The sequence below is a fragment of the Mesorhizobium sp. SEMIA396 genome, assembly GCF_024518615.1.
GTDB lineage: Bacteria > Pseudomonadota > Alphaproteobacteria > Rhizobiales > Rhizobiaceae > Mesorhizobium.
Map to the genome: position 1 here is coordinate 208,164 of NZ_JANIFC010000001.1, position 17,332 is coordinate 225,495.

The following is a 17,332-nucleotide window of genomic DNA, read 5'->3' on the forward strand; positions in this document are numbered from 1 at the left end:
CCACATGCGTACGCCGGGGCGGAATAGGAGCTACCAGGCGGCTCTTTCTAAAACGACTAAGAAGCAGGCTGGTGGAGGAATGCGCAATGAAGAGCAGTAACTTGATGGAACTCATGCAGCAAATGTCGCTGACACGACGGCAATTGCTCGGCACGTCAGCAATGCTGGGGGCAGCCGCTCTGATGCCGCGGCAGGCATGGAGCGCGCCCGATCTCAAGGGTATCGAACTCAATCTTATGGTGATCCAGCCGCACGTCACCGGTGGACGCATAGTTGCAGACGAGTTCGGCAAGGCGACCGGCGCGAAGGTCAACGTACTGCCGGTTCCCAACGACCAGATCCAGCAAAAGGCGACCCTCGACGTCCAGTCCGGATCCAACGTCTACGACGTCATCGACTACTGGTACTGTCTGCTCGGCGCGCTCGCCGAAGACGGCACGGTCGTCGACGTTACCGACCGCATTGCCAAGGATTATGCCGCTGCGGACTTCCTGCCGTCGATCTACGATCCCTACACACTGTACAAGGGAAAGCGCTGGGGGGTGCCATATGACGGCGATTCGCACGTGCTGTTCGTCAACACCGAGATCCTGGAACGGAGCGGCCAGAAGCCGCCCACGACTTGGGACGAATATCTGGCGACGGCGAAGGTCATCACGGAGGCCGAGACAGCGAACGGCATCTTCGGCACCGCGCTGCTCGGTGTGAAAAACCCTTTCATGATAGGCTGCAGCTACACCAACCGGCTGGCTGGTCTGGGTGGCGATTTCTTCGATGCCAGCGGCAAGCCGTTGCTCGATTCGGAAGTCAGCATCGCGGCCGTCCAGGCCATGCTTAACGTTGCTCCGTATGCTCTGCCGACGCCGCTGGAAACCGGGTTCGAGCAAGGATTGCCGGCCTTCCTCTCCGGTAAGGCGGCCATGATCGAGTTCTGGACCGATCTCGGGGTCAACGCACAGGATCCGGCAATGTCGCAGATTGTTGACAAGTGGACCGTGGTGCAGATGCCGATTGGCGGCGCCAACAAACAGCATCGCGGCTCGCTCGACGCCGGTTTCGGCCTGGCGATCTCGGCCGGCTCGAAGCAGCCGGACGCCGCTTGGGAACTGGTCAAGTTTGCCTGCAGCAAGGAAATGAACCTCAAGCTGACACTGACTCCCGGCAGTGGCATCGATCCGATCTTCACGTCGGTTCTCGACAGCAGCCAGTACAAGGCGGCGGCGCCGAAGGTTCAGGCTGCTGGCGCCCAGGCACTAAATGGCGCGCTTGCCTGGCCTACCGGGGCACTGGCGTCCAAGATGCTGCAAGGCCTGGCTGACGAACTTGCATTGGTTCTCGCTCATACCAAGACCCCCGAGCAGGCTATGAAAGATGCCCAGGCGGCTTGGGTTGCAATGCTGAATGGATAGAGGCAACCCGGTTTCCACATCGGCCGGAGCGACGGTAAGCGGCTCGCGATTGGCAGGGTTCCTTCTGGTCGCGCCGCTGCTGCTCGGCCTCTCCGCCTTTGCCATCTATCCGTTTCTCGACGTGCTTGCGTTGTCGCTGTCGAAGAGCTCGCTGGGGCGGCAGTTCCAGCATTGGCCGGTTCTGACCAACTTTGCCGCCATTCAGCGCGATGGCGACTTTCAGGCGGCCCTGTTGAGGACGACGATTTTCGCAATTCCCGTCGCATTGATCCAGCTCGCACTTGGCTTGGCGATCGCGATGATGCTGCATTCAAGTCTGAAGCAGGCGAGGTGGGTGCGCAGCCTTATCCTGTTGCCGCTAATGACGCCGCCCATGATGGTGGCCGTGGCCTGGAAATTGATCCTTGCGCCCGCCGGCGGCCTGCTCAACGGCGTGCTGTTGCGCACCGGCATCATAGACCAGCCGGTCTCATTCCTCGGCACCATGCCCGCAGCCTTCCTTTCGGTCGCTGTCGCCGATACCTGGCAGTGGACGCCGTTCGTGGCGATCCTCGCTTATGCGGCGCTCCAGACCTTGCCAGACGAGGTGTTCGAGGCGGCAAGTGTCGACGGCGCGTCGCCGCGAACGATCTTCTGGCAGATCACGCTTCCGATGCTGATGCCGACGCTGCTTGCCATCTTGCTGTTGCGCGTCGTGATCGCGTTCAAGCTCTTCGACCTCGTCTATGGTCTGACATTCGGCGGGCCGGGATTCAGCACCACCGTCACCACCTTCCGCATATGGCGCACTGCCATGCAGGAGTTCGATGTCGGTCTGGCCGCAGCCCAAACGCTGGTGTTCGCCATCCTCGTCAGTATTGTCACCCTGCCTATCACCTGGCTTCACAAACGCAGCGAAACGAGGTCGGGATGAGCCATTCCAGTCAAGCTGGGGGGAAGTCGCGGGGCCGGGTCGCAACAGGGTGTGCCGCGGTCATGGTCGGCTTCTTTGTGTTGCCGATTGCGTATCTCGTCTCGGTTTCCTTCAAGACGCCAGACCAGGTGCTTACCGGGTATTTCCTGCCGCAGGCACCGACACTGGCGAACTGGATCAACACCTTCCAGATCATCCCACTGTTTCGCCTGCTGGCGAACTCGCTGCTGGTCGCGGTTTGTAGCAGCCTGCTGACGCTCGCCGTCGCCTTTCCAGCCACGTACGCCATGGTGCGGTTGAAGGTCGGCGGGCGCTTCCTTCCGGCCTTCACGCTGGCGACCTACGTGGCGCCGCCGGTGGTCGCGCTCATTCCGCTTTTTCTGCTTCTGCGTCGGCTTGGTCTGCTCAACAGCCTGTCTGGCCTTATCCTGGTCAACGGGATAGCCAACCTGCCGGTGGCCTTTTGGCTGTTGTCAGGCTTCCTGCGACGGGTGCCCGTGGAAATCGACGAAGCGGCAAAGATCGACGGTGCTGGGTATTTCACGATCATCTTTCGCCTCGTCGGCCCAGTCATGGCGCCAGGCCTCGTGGCAACGGGTTTGATTTGTGGCATCCTCGCCTATGATGAGTTCCTGCTCGCCTCCGCCTTCAGCAATGACGAAGGCAGCCGAACGCTGCCGGTGGCGATAGCTCTTTTCCAGGGCGAGCGATTGATAAATTTCGGCCAGATGGCGGTAGCGTCTCTCACCGGCATTATACCGGTCTATCTGATCGGGCTGTTCGCGCAGCGGTGGCTGATCGGCGGGCTGACGGCGGGCAGCGTCAAGTAAACCAGAATCCAGGTTGGAAAAAGCGTCGACGATTTTGCTTCCTGCGTTTTTCGCTGGCCTCCCGGGGCGGTATCAGCCGGTGCGCTTTGCTGACTTCGCCCTGATCTCATCGAGGATTGGCACGATATACTCCCGGAACTTCGCCGGGTTCTCGGCCATGGGGAAGTGGCCCATGTCGCGCATATGCACCCATTTCGAGCCGGGTATCATCGACGCAAGCTGACGCCCTTCCTCGACCGTCGCCGACCAGTCGTAATCGGCATTCAGCAAATAGAGGTCGATCTTCGCCGTGTCGATATACTTGGCCGTATCCGTGAGATCATGCTCCTCGACATAATAGTGCAGGTCGCCCGGGAAGACCGACGGCGCCCCCTGGCTGTACATCCAGATCGTCTCGCGGCGGTAAACCTCCGGGCTGCTCGGCGAACACTGTGTGTGTTGCAAGGCGGCGCGTGTGTCGTTGGATGTCGTTGGGTGCCAGTACCAGTCTGTCAGCGTGCCAGGCTCGGGGCTCTTGATAAGAGGCTCAAGCGCGATCGCGGCGCGAAAATGCTCGGGATGGTAAAGCGCCAGATCGGTCGCCAGCAGCCCACCCATCGAGCAGCCCATGAAGACGGGTCTGTCGAGCTCGAGCGCCTTTGACAACTCGAGCACGTAGCGCAGGAACCAGTCCATCTTGAGCTTGTAGCCAGTCTCCCAATAGCGGTGGGTGAGGGGAGGCAGCGACTTGCCATGGTAGGGCAAGTCCCACGCGATGAAACGGAAATACCGGGTGAGTTCCTCATCCTCGAGAAGGTGCCGCCATTGGCGCGCATCGGTGCCTGCCGTGTGCTGCAGCAGCACCGGGATGCCGGTGCCAGCCTGTTCGAGGTATATACGGTACTCGGTGTCATCCAGGGTCAGATACAGATAGCCGCATTCCATCTTTGCAAACTTTGCCATCATCCGTCCCTCAAGCCTTCACGCCGTTGATCTCCTGGCGCATCACGGCGAGGATTCGCTGCAAGGCGCTGTAATATGCGTAGAGCGACGACAGATCGCCGCCGAGCCGCATGCCGCGATGGATCGCCGCCGGGAAGAAGTCGTTGCAGAAGCGCGCCGGCGCCGGCTTCAGGATGTCGCGCCAGGTTTCCCGCGGCCCGCCGACATAGATGGTCGACGACTTGTAGCCGTCGCTTCCTTGCTGGAAGTCCACGACGCGGCCATCCCGGATCTCCATGAAATACTCGTCCGCCTCGTTGCTGTAGAAGCGGATGCGGGCGTTCCAGAAGCGGGCGGCAATCGCAAACTCCGGGTCCTTATTGACGCCATCGCGGACGGCTTTGACGGGAATGACCAACTGGTCCTTGTCGCTCACTGACGATACTCCTCCATGCTTCCGTTAGGGTGCGCGATGGGAAAAAATCCACCGTGATCCCAACTCGCCAAGAGGCCGAAATCAACCGATCTCAAGAGTCCGGCTGAAGAAATCAATATTCTGATGCCCGTCGAACGCTGAACCGCTCGATTGTGGTTGCGGGAACGGGACGAACATGGAAATCCTGATGTAGGTCGACCAGCAGTTTCGAGTGTCGGCTTCGGAAATGAGGAATGACCGACCACCAGCCGCTCGACGCATTGCAGCAACAGATCAGCAAGCGCAGTCTCGCCGACGACAGCGGCGACTGGTCTTTGAAATCACGGACGACGGCTGAGTATCAGATTGCTGAAGTGCTGCGCGAAAAGATCATCGTCGGTGTCCTCGCGCGTGGACAGAAGCTGAAGCAGGCCGAGATCGCCAAGATGCTCGGCGTCTCGATCACGCCGGTGCGCGAGGCGCTGCGGCTGCTGGAAGCCCAGGGCTATGTGGCGGTGAGTGCCCATCGCGGCGCGATCGTCGCACCCTTCCTGATCGAAGGTGCCGAGGAACTCTACCAGTTACGACAGTTGCTTGAAACGCGCCTGACCGCGGAAGCTGCGCGGCGCATGTCGCCGAACGATCTGTACGTTCTCAAAGCCATCAACCACGATCTTCTCATGGCCGCCAGGGCTGGCGACCGCGCCGCCTGCCAGGAGAAGAATTTTCGCTTCCACTTCCGGCTATACGAACTGGCAGGCCAGGCGCAGACGCTCGATTTCGTGCGCATACTCTGGGCCAAATATCCGCTCGACTTGCTGAGCCAGATGCCGGGCAGGCAGTCGCGCGTTTTCGATGAACACGTGACGCTTCTGGCCGCTCTGGAGCGGGGCGATGTTGAGGGCGCTACGGGTGCGATGGAAGTGCACATCAATACAGGCTGGTCGGAGTTCCTGGCAAACTACAAGATGCCCGTCTTGCCCTGAGGAAGTCGCCTCACCTAGTGACAGTCGCAACTGCGGAGCGCGCCCATGGACATCGTCTGGGGCGATGGCCGCATAGCCAACGACGACTTCGGCTGAATTGTCAGTGTCTCCTATAACCATCGCAGGGGTTCTGTTCCAAACAGGCCAGCAGGGAGGGTCTTTAACGTTTGCTATGAGCGACCCTCATGGCGAGGGTTAGATTCGTCCTTCCGGCGGTTTGCGAACCTCATGATAAAAAGGGGAGGAGAGCATGCTTACCTGGAAGAACAGAGCCGTACGGTTCGCCCGCGTGATCACCGTGGCGGCCTGCACGGCAGCATTTTCGTTGGTCGGGCTGGCGGCTAGTCACGCGGCCGATCCGACGGCCGAGGAGCAGGCAGCCGCGCTGGCCGCCGTGCCGAAGGAGGCGCAGAAATACTACGGCGGCTACTGGTATGCGACCAATATAGTCGCCGATCCGTTCGCTAACTGGAAGCCCCATGCGCCGCCATGGAAGATTTGCCACAATGATTCCTATCTTGGGAATTCGTGGCGCGCCAACCTTGTGGCGGAGCTGAAGGCGCTGACCAAGCAATTGGCCGATCAAGGCCTCGCTGAACCCGAACTCAACGTCACGAACTCTAACGGCGACATCAACCTCGAGCTCACGCAGCTGAAGGCGCAGATCGCGCAGGGCTGTGACCTGATCATGAGCTATCCGGGGTCTGCGACCGGCCTTTGCGCGGGCATCAAGGAGGCTTTCGACAAGGGCATCCTTTTCGTAACCATCGACTCGACGGTCACCTGCCCGGAAGCGCTGAACGTAGCGACCAATCCCTACTATCGCGGTCAGTACGAAGGTGAGTGGATCGCCAAGCAATTGGGCGGCAAAGGTACCGCCCTCATCATGAACGGACAGCCCGGGACCGCGAACACGGTCGCTCAGGAGACAGGTTTCCGGAAGGCCGTCGAGGCGTTTCCCGACATTAAGGTCGCCGGCAGCCTGTTTGGCATGTGGACCGGGTCGGTGGCCAAAACCGAGGTGCTGAAGTTCCTGGCGACGCATCCTGAGCCTGTGCACGCTGTGTTCTCGACAGGCAATATGGGCGTTGGCGTGGGCCAAGCGTTCGAGCAGTCGGGCCGTGCGCTTCCGATCATCACCGAAGTCACCAACCTTTGCAGCCTGCTTGCTTACTGGAAGGAAAAGAACCTCACCGCCAACACCTTTGTCCAGGATGGCGGTCCGATGGCCTATTCCGCCTTCATTCCTGCACTGCACATGATGGCCGGGCAAAAACCGAAGGTGAACACCATCTTCATGCCGCTGCCCAGCATCACGGCGGAGAACTTCAATGACTACTACGACGCTTCCATGACCGTGCAAAGCACCTGCTTCGCCAACGGCAAGGACCTGCACCTCGTGCCGGACTCGTATTTCGAGCAGTTCTTCACCGGCGGCGAGCCGAGAGCCAAGGTTGAGATCGTCTCGACCAACGCCCAGCCGCAGTGAAATGCACCACGATGGGTGCTCGCGTTCAGCGCGGGCACCCATAAGGGAGTTGCGCATCGTGCGCGGCATTGCTTTTCAAAGGATCACACCCGTCGGGTATGAATGGTAGTCGCACTTTGACCGACTTGTCCCTCAAGACCATCCAACGAGTGGCCGGGCCTTTGGCCCCGTTTCTCCTCGCCTTCATCCTTTTCTTTGTCATAAACGTCTTCATTCCCGGCTATGCCAGCGTCATAAGCCTGCTGTCGCTTCTGCTGCTTTCCAGTCTGCTTGGCATCGCCTCGATCGGCCAGACCCTGACGATCGTCATCGGCGGCTTCGACCTTTCGATCCCGGCTGTGATCGGCTTGTCTAACGTGCTGTTCGCGCTGCTTTACGGCGCCGGCTATTCCGCTTTTGCTGCGGCCGTGTTCATTCTAGCGCTGGCGACGCTGATCGGTCTGGCAAACGGCTTTGCATCCCGATACCTGCAGCTCAACCCGCTCGTGGTGACGCTGGCGAGCGGCTCGATCATCCTTGGCGCCATCTGGGCAGGGACGCATGGCGAGGTTTCGGGCTTGGTGCCTGATTGGCTCGTCAACATGGTTTCGGTTATCGGCAAGACCGGTCCCATCCCGCTGCCCGGCTCCGTGGTGATCTGGCTGCTCATCGCCGGCGGCATCCTATTCCTCGAGCGCAAGACCAAGCTCGGCCGCTGGATGTTCGCCGCAGGGGCAAATCCTCGCGCCGCCGAATTGGCCGGCGTGCCGATGCTGCTCGTCTGGATGAGTGTCTACGCGCTCAGTGCCTTCCTGGCAGCGACGACGGGCATTCTACTTGCAGGCTTCAGCGGAGCGGCCGATCCGACCGTCGGCGCAGCCTACCTCTTCACCACTGTCGCAGCAGTCGTCGTCGGCGGCACGCCGCTGACCGGCGGGCGCGGCGGCTATGGGCGCACAATTGCCGGCTGTCTTGTCGTAACAGAACTTAGCACCCTCCTTGTCGGTCTCGGGCTCGACCAGGCGGCACAGCAGATATTCCTCGGTTTCCTGATCGTCGGGCTCGTGGCGCTCTATGGCCGCGAACCGCATCTGAGTATGCGCATATGAAGAGCGCGGTCCATCAGCGCGCGATAGAACCGCCCGCCGACCGCAAGGGCATGCCGCTGCTTCTGTCCGCGGATGGGCTTCGCCGGACATTTGGCGAAACGATCGCGCTTGATTCCTGCTCGCTGTCGATCCGCGAGGGCGAAATCCATGCCGTTGTCGGAGAGAATGGTTCGGGCAAGAGCACGCTGATCAAGATACTCAGCGGCATCGTCCGCGCAGAAGCGGGCACACTGGATTGGCTCGGCCGGCAAGCCAGTTTCGCGAATCCGCGTGCCGCGCAGGACGCCGGCATTGCTACGGTGTTCCAGGAGACGCTGGTCCTTCCAGACATGTCAATTCGTGACAATGTCATGTTGGGCCTGGACGGCATGATCCGTCGCAAGATGACCCCCTTGCGCGAGCGCGAAGCCGTGCGGAAAGCACTGGCGGCTGTCGGTATCGGCAATCTTGATATCGAGCGGCTGGCCGGCACGGTATCGCTCGCCAACCGCCAGATGATCGGCGTCGCACGGTCTCTTATGCGGCCCTGGCGCCTGCTTATCCTCGATGAATCGACCTCCGCGATCGATATCGAAGACCGCGATCGTCTCTTCGAAGTGCTACGAAGTTTCCGTGGCGAAGGGCGATCGATCCTATTTGTCTCGCATCGCATGGACGAGATTCACGCCCTTGCCGATTGCACGACGGTACTTCGATCTGGCCGGAGCGTCGCATCGCTGGAGCGCGGCGCAGTATCGAGCGAAATCCTGCTCGACCTGATGTCGACGCGCGAAGGTGCGCGGGCGGCGGAAGGCGAAGGCTGCGGCGAGACTATTCCCGCCAATGCCGAGGTGATCGTCGGCGTGCGAGGCCTGTCGGTTCTCGAAGGCAAGCCGACACTGGATCTCGACCTTCGTCGCGGCGAGATCATTGGCGTGGGGGGGCTGGAGGGGCACGGCCAGGTCGCCCTGCTGGAGTGCATCGCTGGTCTGCGTCGCGCGCCCACGGGGACAGTGCACGTCGGGACCATGACCATACGGTCGCAACGCGACGCGGCGCGCGCGAAGATCGCGTTCCTGCCGCGCGACCGCAAATCCGAGGGTATCTTCGCCCCGCTGTCGGTGCTCGACAACGTGACCGTATCGGCGCTCGGCTCATTCGCCCGTTGGGGTGTGCTGGGCACAAGGAAGCGGATAGAGGTCGCCGGCGAGGTCACTCGGCGGACCAGGGTCAAGATGGCTGGGCTCGACACGCCGATATCGGCGCTGAGTGGCGGCAACCAGCAGAAGGCGCTACTCGGGCGTCTGATCGCCACCCAACCGCGTGTGTTGGTGTTGAACGATCCGATGCGTGGTGTGGATCTGGGTGCCAAGCGCGACCTCTACGAGGTGCTCAATAATCTCGCTTTGAGCGGCGTTTCCATCCTGATGCTGTCGACCGAACTGGTGGAACTGTGCCTGCTTTGCCACCGGGTGGTTGTGTTTCACGATCACGCCGTCAGCGCGATCGTCGAGCGCGGCGACCTTAGTGAACGCGCATTGATCGATGCGATGTTCTCGCAACGCCGACTGGAGACCTCGACATGAAGTGGCTCGGCGACCGCAGCTACGCATGGCCCGTGCTCATTGCGGTGGTCATTTTTACTGCTCTCAACGCCTTCGCCAGCCCCGCTTTTACCGATGTGACGAACTGGAACGGCATGCTCATCGGCGTGGCGCCGTTCATCATCACCGCCATGGCCCAGACCGCGCCCGTGCTTTCAGGAGAGGGCGGGATCGACCTTTCGGTCGGGCCGCTTGCGGGGCTCGTCAATGCCATGGTGACGTCGATCCTCGTGCCGAATGGGTGGGCCGATCCGGTGACAATCATCGGCGCTTCGCTGGGCGTCGGCATCTTGTCCGGCCTGTTGAACGGCTTCCTCATCGCAGTCGTGCGCGTCCAGCCGATAATCGCAACCTTGGGCACGTTCCTCGCCTTCCAGGGCATTACGCTAGAGATGCTGCCCATGGCCGGCGGTCTGGCGCCGCAATGGCTGCTCGGTCTTGCAGACAGCTATGGCGGACTTTCGGGGATGCTCGTCCTGCTCATCGTGCTTGGCCTTGTCTGGCTGGCGTTCGAGCGGACAGGCTACCGCCGCAACCTGCTCGCCGTTGGAGGGGATGCGCGCGCTGCCTACGCATCGGGCGTCAATGTGGCGGGCGTGCGCATCATCGCCTACGTCATTGGCGGCGTGCTGGCGGCGATCGCTGGGCTGGTGTTTACCGCTGCCCTCGGTTCGGGTGATCCACGCGTCGGCGTTCCGTACACGTTGACCTCCATCGCTGCCGTCGCGCTGGGCGGCATCGCCTTGACCGGCGGGCGAGGGGGCATGCTGGGTGCAGCCGCGGCCGGCACGCTGCTCTTCCTGATCCAGACCCTGTTCACGCTGGCGCAGGTTTCGATCTTCTACATCCAGATCATGTACGGCCTGATCCTTCTGGTTGCGCTGACCTTGAACGCAGCCGGCGAGCGCGCGCGGCGCGGCCGTATGACAAAGCAGCTCGGCTGAGCCGCGTTGCCTCCGCGGCCAAGCAAGTCGTCGCGGCAAGCTTCGCGCATCGCGATGGTTGGATGCTCAACCACGACTTAGCGCCCAAAGCCGTTTGACCTAGACCAATTCATGTCGGTCTTATCGGCCGGTTCTTTTGGGAGGAGATCATGAACATGCTACCAGCTTCGCTGGCACGGCGCGGCGTGGCCGCAGTTGCGTTTTTGGGTGTCTGCGTCTTGGCTTCGCTAAGCGCGGCCGGTGCCGCCAGCGCCCAGGACAAGCCGCGCATCGTCATGCTGGGCGGCCCGCTATGGGATCCCTTTTTCGGCGCGATGAAGAAGGGCGGCGACGACGCTGCTCGTGACCTCAATGTCGACTACCAGTGGATCACCGGCACCGATCCCAACAATTTCGTCGCCGACTACGCCAAGCTGGTGAAGCAGGCCGCGAGCCAGAAGCCGGCCGCCATGGTCATAGGCAACTACTTCCCGGACACGCTCGACCCCATCATCAAGGAGATCACGGCCAGCGGCATCCCGGTCATCATTCAGCATGATGGTGGCGCTTCCTGGCGGGATATCGGCGCGATTTCATACGTAGGCTTCAGCGCCCGTGACCTCGGTCGCTCGGTTGGTGAGAGGGAGATCAAGGCCGGTGCAAAATTCGGCCTTTGCGTCAATCACGTTCCCGGCAACACCACGCTGGACCTGGATTGCCTCGGCTATAACGATGCCTTCAAGGCGGCCGGAGGCGACTCCAAGGTCCTGACCATCCAGTTCTCCGATGCCAGCAACCCCACTTTTGTCAGCAGCGCCATCCGTGGTGCGCTGCAAAGCGATCAGAGGATCGATGCGATCTGGACCATTGGCGCCGTGCAGGGCGTTGCTTCCGTGGAGGCCGTCAAGCAGAGCGGAAGAAAGATCGTCAATGCTTCGCTCGGCCTGTCGCTCGGCTCGCTCGAAGCCTTGAAGAACGGCGACCTGCTCTTCATCGCCGACCTGCAGCCATATCTCGACGGCTACTACGCCTTGCTCGCGGCATACCAGTATGTGCAATACAAGATGCTGCCAATGGGTCAGATATCAACCGGTCCGCTGATGATCACCAAGGACAATGTTGACGAGGTGCTGAAAGTCAACGTGACCTATCCCGGCGTCAGAGGGGCGTCCTGATTACGCGCCAGCTCCCTGCGATCGTGGCGCGCCCGAGATCCCGCCTTCACTGTCCCTCGGATCTTCTCAACCAATCCCAGCACTTGCCGGATGACGCTCATGACATTGGAAACCCAGGCGCTGCGTGACGCATCGGCCGCCACCTCCCGGCCAATGCGGAGCTGGTCTCCGTCCAGTCTAGTGCGCAGACCCGAGTTCGGTGCCTTCGTAGCCACCGTTTTCGTCTATGCTTTCTTCGCGGCGACGGCCTATCGGTACGGCTTCGTAACCTTCGACGGCACCGCCGGATGGCTCAACACCGCAGCCGAGCTCGGCATCATCGCCATACCGGTCGGCATTCTCATGGTTGCGGGCGAGTTCGACCTGTCGGTCGGCGCGGTGGTAGGCGCGGCGTCGATCACGGTTGCGATCGGCACGACATTGTTTGACTTTTCCGTGTGGCTCATGATCTCAGCCGCCCTTGCACTTGGCCTGGCTGTCGGCGTCCTGAACGGTCTCCTTGTCGTGCGCACCGGGTTGCCGTCCTTCATCGTGACGCTTGCCAGCAGTTTCAGCATAGGCGGCCTGTCACTTGGCCTGGCGCGGCTGCTCAGCAACACCACCTCGGTCTCGGTGAAGTCGACACCGCTTTCAGATGCTGTCTTCGCATCGAACTGGGGCCAGGCAAACATCTCGATCCTGTGGTGGTTCGCCATCACGATCTTTGGCGGTTGGGTACTGGCGAGGACCGCGTTCGGCAACTGGATATTCGCGACCGGTGGAAACCCTGTCGCGGCGCGCGGCGCCGGAGTACCGACAGGTTTTGTCAAGATCGTGCTGTTCATGATGACCGGTCTTGGCGCGAGCCTTGTCGGTGTCATCCAGGCGATCGGATATCATTCCGGCAACGCGACTGCCGGCCTCGGCTATGTCTTTCAGGCACCGATCGTCGCCGTAATCGGCGGCGTCCTGCTCGGCGGCGGCTACGGCTCCGCGTTCGGGGTGTTTCTCGGCACCGTCATTTTCGGCGTCATCAATATCGGCATCTTCTACACCGGATGGAGCACCGACTGGGTCCAGCTCTTTCTCGGCGTTCTGCTGATGGCGGCCGTGATCACCAATCACTACTTCCGGCGCCTCGCCATGAGCGCTGGCTAGCCGACAGCGCGAGGTTCTGCATGGCTTCTGAAAACCGCCCCCTCATCGAACTGCAAGGCGTCTCCAAGCGCTTTGCCGGCGTCCAGGCGCTTACTGACGTGTCTCTTAGCGTTCCAGCCGGGCAGGTGGTTTGCCTTCTAGGTGACAACGGTGCCGGCAAGTCGACATTAATTAAGATCCTGTCGGGCTTTCACGGTCCTAGTGAAGGCAAGATCCTACTTGATGGCGTGGAAACGCAATTCACCGATCCGCGCGATGCCCGAGCGCGCGGTATCGCCACAGTGCATCAGGATATCGGCACCATTCCGCTGATGAGCGTGGGCAGGAACTTTTTTCTTGGCGCCGAGCCCAAGAAAGGTGTCTGGCCGTTCCAGCGGCTAGACATCGAGAAGGCGAACCGCGTCTCCGTGGAGCAGATAAGGCGCTTCGGGATCACGCGTGTGCGCGACGGCAACCAATTGGTGGGATCGCTATCGGGGGGTGAGCGACAGGTGCTTGCAATCGGGCGAGCTATGTATTTTGGCGCCCGCGTCCTGATTCTGGACGAGCCGACATCGGCACTTGGTGTCAAGGAGGCCGCTACCGTGCTGCGCTTCATACAGGCGGCGCGTGCCGAGGGTGTCGGCATTGTCTTCATAACGCACAATGCACATCATGCCACGCTCGTGGGCGACCTGTTCACCGTCCTGATCCAGGGTCGTGTTGCGGCCAGTTTCAAGCGCGGTGAAAAGAGCAGCACGGAACTGCTGTCGCTGATGGCAGGAGGCGAGCAGATGGAGGACATAGCGGGCGAGCTCGCCGTTCTGGCGCCGACAGTTACGACAACGCCCCTGGGAGAGACGCAATAGTGACCACACGCGATGTGCATTCGATCGACGCCTTGCTTCGCAGGGCGGCGCAGCGCGGTGACGTGCCCGGCGTCGTTGCCATCGCGGTCGACAAAACGACCCGGCTGTATGAGGGCGCCTTCGGCCTGCGTAACCTTACCAGGCGCGCACCGATGACGCTGGACACAGTCTTCTGGTACGCATCGATGACCAAGGCCCTGGTGGCGACGGCGGCGATGCAATTGGTGGAGCAGGGGCGGGTCGCTCTGGACGAACCGATCGGAAGCGTCCTGCCGTCGCTTGCCTCACCAGAGGTTCTCGATGGTTTCGACGCGAACGGCACGCCAATGGTGCGGCCGGCCAAGCGGCCGATCACACTCCGGCATCTGCTGACGCACACATCCGGCTATGGCTACGACATTTGGAATAAGGCGGTCGAGCGCTATATGCGCGAGAACCACATACCGCTGCTAGTCGACTGCAAGTTGAGTTCGCTCGCTCAGCCTCTGGTGGCCGATCCGGGCGAGAAATGGGAATATGGCATCAGCATCGACTGGGCCGGGCAGGTCGTCGAAGCTGTCAGCGGCCTATCGCTCGAGGACTATCTGCGCGAGCACCTGTTCGCGCCCCTTGGGATGCACGACACGGCGTTTCTGATAAAACCGGCGTGGCGCGAGCGCTTGGCGGACGTGCATCGCCGCCAAGCAGACGGCTCGCTTATTCCGATCGAGCATGAGATCTCCCAGCAGCCCGAATTCTTCATGGGCGGCGGCGGCATCTACGGAACCGCTGGCGACTACGCGTCGTATATCCAGATGCTCTTGAATGACGGGCGAGCCAAGGATGGCACTGTCGTGCTCAAGCCGGATACCGTCGAACTCATGGGCCAGAATAGCATCGGCGACATCAAGGCAGGCGTGCTCACCTCGGTGTTGAAGGATCTCGCCAACGATACTGATTTTTTCCCTGGCATGCCGCAGAAATGGGGATTGAGTTTTCTGCTCAATACGAGTGATTCGCCCAATGGGCGTAGCGCCGGCAGCATGACCTGGGCTGGCCTTGCCAATACCTATTTCTGGGTGGATCGCTACAGAAGCATAGGCGGCGTGATCATGACGCAGATACTGCCTTTCGGGGATCCGATCACTCTGAAACTCTATGAAGGCTTCGAGCGCGGTCTCTACTTTGGACCGAGCAAACCTTCGTAGCGACGATCGCCCCCATCTCTCATCGCCGAACGCGATGGTTGCTTGGCAATTTACGATTTCCGTTCCTTCGGACCATGTCCTAAGAGACCTAATGGCGGTCGTTCCGGTTCGCCATCTCGGCCGTTTTGGAGGATGGCGGTCGTGCTCCCAGGCTTCGCCGAGCGCTTGCGTTGACGGCCCGCTGAAGATTGGGCGCTTCTCCGCTCCGCTTGCACCCTCCCGAAGAACCTTGGGAATGTGACGTGACAGCAGCCAAACCACACTGCCAGCCGTCGGGTGCCTATCACATCGCCATCGGCGACATGACGGTGACTGCGGTCAATGACGGTACCTTTCAGGCCACTTTCGATATGATCGCGGGTATCGATCAGGAGGATTGCATCCGCATCGAAACAGCGGCGTTCCGTCCGGTTCCGCCAAAAATGACGATGAATGCCTTTCTGCTCCGGACCGGCGATCATGTGGCGCTTGTCGACACGGGCTGTGGAACGCGTTCGGGACCGACGTTGGGCATGGTCTGCCGGAACTTGGCGGCAATCGGCATTGTTCCCGCTGACATCGACACCATCCTGATCACGCACATGCATCCCGACCACATCAATGGGTTAATCGATGAAGCCGGTGAGGCTGTGTTTGCGAACGCAGAACTTGTCGTCAACGAGGCCGAGCTCCAGTTCTTTCGAGATCCCATGTCGCCCTCACGCTCACCCGATGGCGAACCGCAGGAATTTTTTGAAGGGTTCCGGCGGGCTACCCGGCCGTATGGAGAGCGCATCCGGACGGTTCGTGACGGACCCGTCATGCCAGGGGTCATTGCTGTCACACAGGCCGGCCATACGCCCGGCCACACCGGCTGGCTCATTGAATCCGGCGGTGACTCTGTAATGATCTGGGGCGACATTGTTCATATGCCGCATCTACAATTTACGGCGCCCCAGGCAGCAACGATTCTTGACATAGACCGCGATCTGGCTGTGGCTACCAGGCGGCGTGCCTTGGATATGGCGGCTGCAGACAGGCTTCGCGTAGCCGGCATTCACCTGGACTTTCCTGCCTTCGGTCATGTCGAGCGACGAGGCGGTGGCTATGCCTTCGTTCCGGAGGTCTGGCGCGCGGTTGTCTGACGATTTGGCGTCCCTCTGTTGAGCGCCCCAATATCGATCTCTTGAAACTAGATGGGAGGAAGCAATGAATCCGGATCGCCGTCGGCTTTTGAAACTCGTGTCCGGTGCTGCGCTCGCTGGCGTTACGTCAACGGCACCTTTGCGGCCCGCCTTCGCGCAGCAGAAGCTGCGAATCGGATTGGTTGTCAAGGTCATGGGCATCAGCTATTTCGACGTGACCCGCGATGGTGGTCAGCAAGCGGCCGATGAACTAGGCAATGTCGAACTCGTTTACACGGGTCCGACCGCAGCGACCGTCGAACAGCAGATTGCGGTCATCGACGCGCTCGTCGCCCAGAAAATCGACGCTCTTGTCATCTCGGCCAACGACGCCACAGCCCTCATCCCTACAGGCAAGAAGGCGATGCAGCGTGGCATAAAGGTCATCTCCTTCGATTCTGCGATCGCGCCGGAAGGCCGCATAATGCATGTGAACGCCCCGCACGATGACTTAATCGGCGCCAATGACGTGCGCATGATCAGCAAGACGCTCGGTGGCGAAGGCGAGGTCGCAATTCTGTCGGCAACCTCGCAGGCAACCAACCAGAACCTCTGGATCGAGAAGATGAAGGAGGAGTGGCAGAAGGAGAAATATGCCAAGCTAAAGCTGGTCGGCGTGGTCTATGGCGACGACGCGGCGGACAAGAGCTATCGCGAGGCGCAGGGACTCATAAAAGCGTACCCAAATTTGAGGGCCATTATCTCGCCGACCGCCGTCGGCATTGTCTCCGCCTGCCGGGCGGTTACCGATGCAGGTCAGTTGGGCAAGATATTTGTTACTGGCCACGGCCTGCCTTCGGAGATGAAGCCAAACGTGCTTTCCGGTGTGACCGATACGTTCCAGCTTTGGAGTCCTGCTGATCTCGGCTACGCGGCCGTCATGTATGCCGGCATGCTCGCGCGTGGGCAAACCGACGGTGCAGCCAACAGCACCACCAAGATCGGTCGTCTCGGCGACATGACCGTAGAGGCGGACGGCAGCGCTTATCTCAAGGACCTGTTGGTATTCGATAAGTCGAACATCGAAGAGTGGGCGACGAAATTTTAAGCGTCAGGAGTTTCGGACGCCTGGTTGTGCGTGATCTCGAAGCGAACCAAAGTTTCGTCAACGGGCAAACTCTCGCGCTTTACGGGAGGTCGTGATTGCGGGCTTTTAATCAGCCGATCTGAACGAAGTTTGCCCCGGGGACACTTGCCGCAAGGGAAGTTTCGGCGCTCTGGGCCGGCATGCCGATCCGATCGTGCCGTTCGCATTCCTACCGGGC

General features: G+C 60.9%; 16 protein-coding genes. 14 read left to right on the forward strand and 2 right to left on the reverse strand.

The annotated features are described in order from the left end of the window. The first annotated feature begins 71 nt into the window (after positions 1 to 71). From NP503_RS01005 to NP503_RS01015, 3 genes are all read left to right on the forward strand, one after another. Positions 72 to 1,409: a sugar ABC transporter substrate-binding protein gene (locus NP503_RS01005; RefSeq protein ID WP_236382677.1), complete on the forward strand. Its 1,338-nt coding sequence runs from the start codon at positions 72 to 74 to the stop codon at positions 1,407 to 1,409. Beyond that, positions 1,402 to 2,322, forward strand: coding sequence for a carbohydrate ABC transporter permease (locus NP503_RS01010; protein ID WP_024504905.1), 921 nt, complete (start codon positions 1,402 to 1,404; stop codon positions 2,320 to 2,322). Before NP503_RS01005 ends, NP503_RS01010 begins: the two co-directional genes overlap by 8 nt. A gap of 62 nt (positions 2,323 to 2,384) precedes the next feature. Next, on the forward strand, positions 2,385 to 3,152 hold the full coding sequence (locus NP503_RS01015) for a carbohydrate ABC transporter permease (RefSeq protein ID WP_236382678.1): 768 nt from the start codon (positions 2,385 to 2,387) through the stop codon (positions 3,150 to 3,152). A 72-nt stretch (positions 3,153 to 3,224) separates the two neighbouring features. Here the strand turns inward: NP503_RS01015 and NP503_RS01020 are convergent, their stop codons facing one another. Further along, positions 3,225 to 4,094 carry an alpha/beta fold hydrolase gene (locus tag NP503_RS01020; RefSeq protein ID WP_206517133.1) on the reverse strand — a complete coding sequence of 290 codons (870 nt, stop codon included), beginning with the start codon at positions 4,092 to 4,094 and terminating at the stop codon, positions 3,225 to 3,227. 10 nt (positions 4,095 to 4,104) lie between these two features. Further along, a complete protein-coding gene (locus NP503_RS01025; RefSeq protein WP_024504908.1) occupies positions 4,105 to 4,509 on the reverse strand; it encodes a hypothetical protein in 405 nt (134 codons plus the stop codon). Positions 4,510 to 4,742: 233 nt separating this feature from the next. On the opposite strand from NP503_RS01025, the gene NP503_RS01030 reads away from it, so the two are divergent. The 11 genes from NP503_RS01030 to rhaS all read left to right on the forward strand — a co-directional run bounded on the left by NP503_RS01030 (position 4,743) and on the right by rhaS (position 17,115). Then, positions 4,743 to 5,474: a GntR family transcriptional regulator gene (locus NP503_RS01030; protein WP_050580511.1), complete on the forward strand. Its 732-nt coding sequence runs from the start codon at positions 4,743 to 4,745 to the stop codon at positions 5,472 to 5,474. Between the two features lie 250 nt (positions 5,475 to 5,724). Further along, positions 5,725 to 6,963, forward strand: coding sequence for a substrate-binding domain-containing protein (locus NP503_RS01035; protein ID WP_024504910.1), 1,239 nt, complete (start codon positions 5,725 to 5,727; stop codon positions 6,961 to 6,963). Positions 6,964 to 7,124: 161 nt separating this feature from the next. Further along, a complete protein-coding gene (locus NP503_RS01040) occupies positions 7,125 to 8,051 on the forward strand; it encodes an ABC transporter permease (RefSeq protein ID WP_164748758.1) in 927 nt (308 codons plus the stop codon). After that, positions 8,048 to 9,616, forward strand: a complete 1,569-nt coding sequence (locus NP503_RS01045; protein WP_127269689.1) for a sugar ABC transporter ATP-binding protein — start codon at positions 8,048 to 8,050, stop codon at positions 9,614 to 9,616. Before NP503_RS01040 ends, NP503_RS01045 begins: the two co-directional genes overlap by 4 nt. Beyond that, entirely contained in the window at positions 9,613 to 10,578 is a 966-nt protein-coding gene (locus NP503_RS01050) for an ABC transporter permease (protein ID WP_127269691.1), read from the forward strand. Before NP503_RS01045 ends, NP503_RS01050 begins: the two co-directional genes overlap by 4 nt. Positions 10,579 to 10,727: 149 nt before the next feature. Then, the gene (locus NP503_RS01055; RefSeq protein WP_127267178.1) at positions 10,728 to 11,732 is read left to right on the forward strand and encodes a substrate-binding domain-containing protein; all 1,005 of its coding nucleotides are present in this window, start codon (positions 10,728 to 10,730) and stop codon (positions 11,730 to 11,732) included. Positions 11,733 to 11,831: 99 nt separating this feature from the next. Next, positions 11,832 to 12,869, forward strand: coding sequence for an ABC transporter permease (locus tag NP503_RS01060; protein ID WP_236382680.1), 1,038 nt, complete (start codon positions 11,832 to 11,834; stop codon positions 12,867 to 12,869). A gap of 20 nt (positions 12,870 to 12,889) precedes the next feature. Continuing rightward, positions 12,890 to 13,717, forward strand: a complete 828-nt coding sequence (locus NP503_RS01065) for an ATP-binding cassette domain-containing protein (protein WP_024504916.1) — start codon at positions 12,890 to 12,892, stop codon at positions 13,715 to 13,717. A gap of 14 nt (positions 13,718 to 13,731) precedes the next feature. Beyond that, positions 13,732 to 14,904: a serine hydrolase gene (locus NP503_RS01070; protein WP_127267176.1), complete on the forward strand. Its 1,173-nt coding sequence runs from the start codon at positions 13,732 to 13,734 to the stop codon at positions 14,902 to 14,904. A 242-nt stretch (positions 14,905 to 15,146) separates the two neighbouring features. Further along, the gene (locus NP503_RS01075) at positions 15,147 to 16,028 is read left to right on the forward strand and encodes an MBL fold metallo-hydrolase (RefSeq protein WP_024504918.1); all 882 of its coding nucleotides are present in this window, start codon (positions 15,147 to 15,149) and stop codon (positions 16,026 to 16,028) included. 64 nt (positions 16,029 to 16,092) lie between these two features. Next, complete coding sequence (gene rhaS, locus NP503_RS01080) at positions 16,093 to 17,115, forward strand: rhamnose ABC transporter substrate-binding protein (protein WP_024504919.1); 1,023 nt, start codon at positions 16,093 to 16,095, stop codon at positions 17,113 to 17,115. The last annotated feature ends 217 nt before the right edge of the window (positions 17,116 to 17,332 follow it).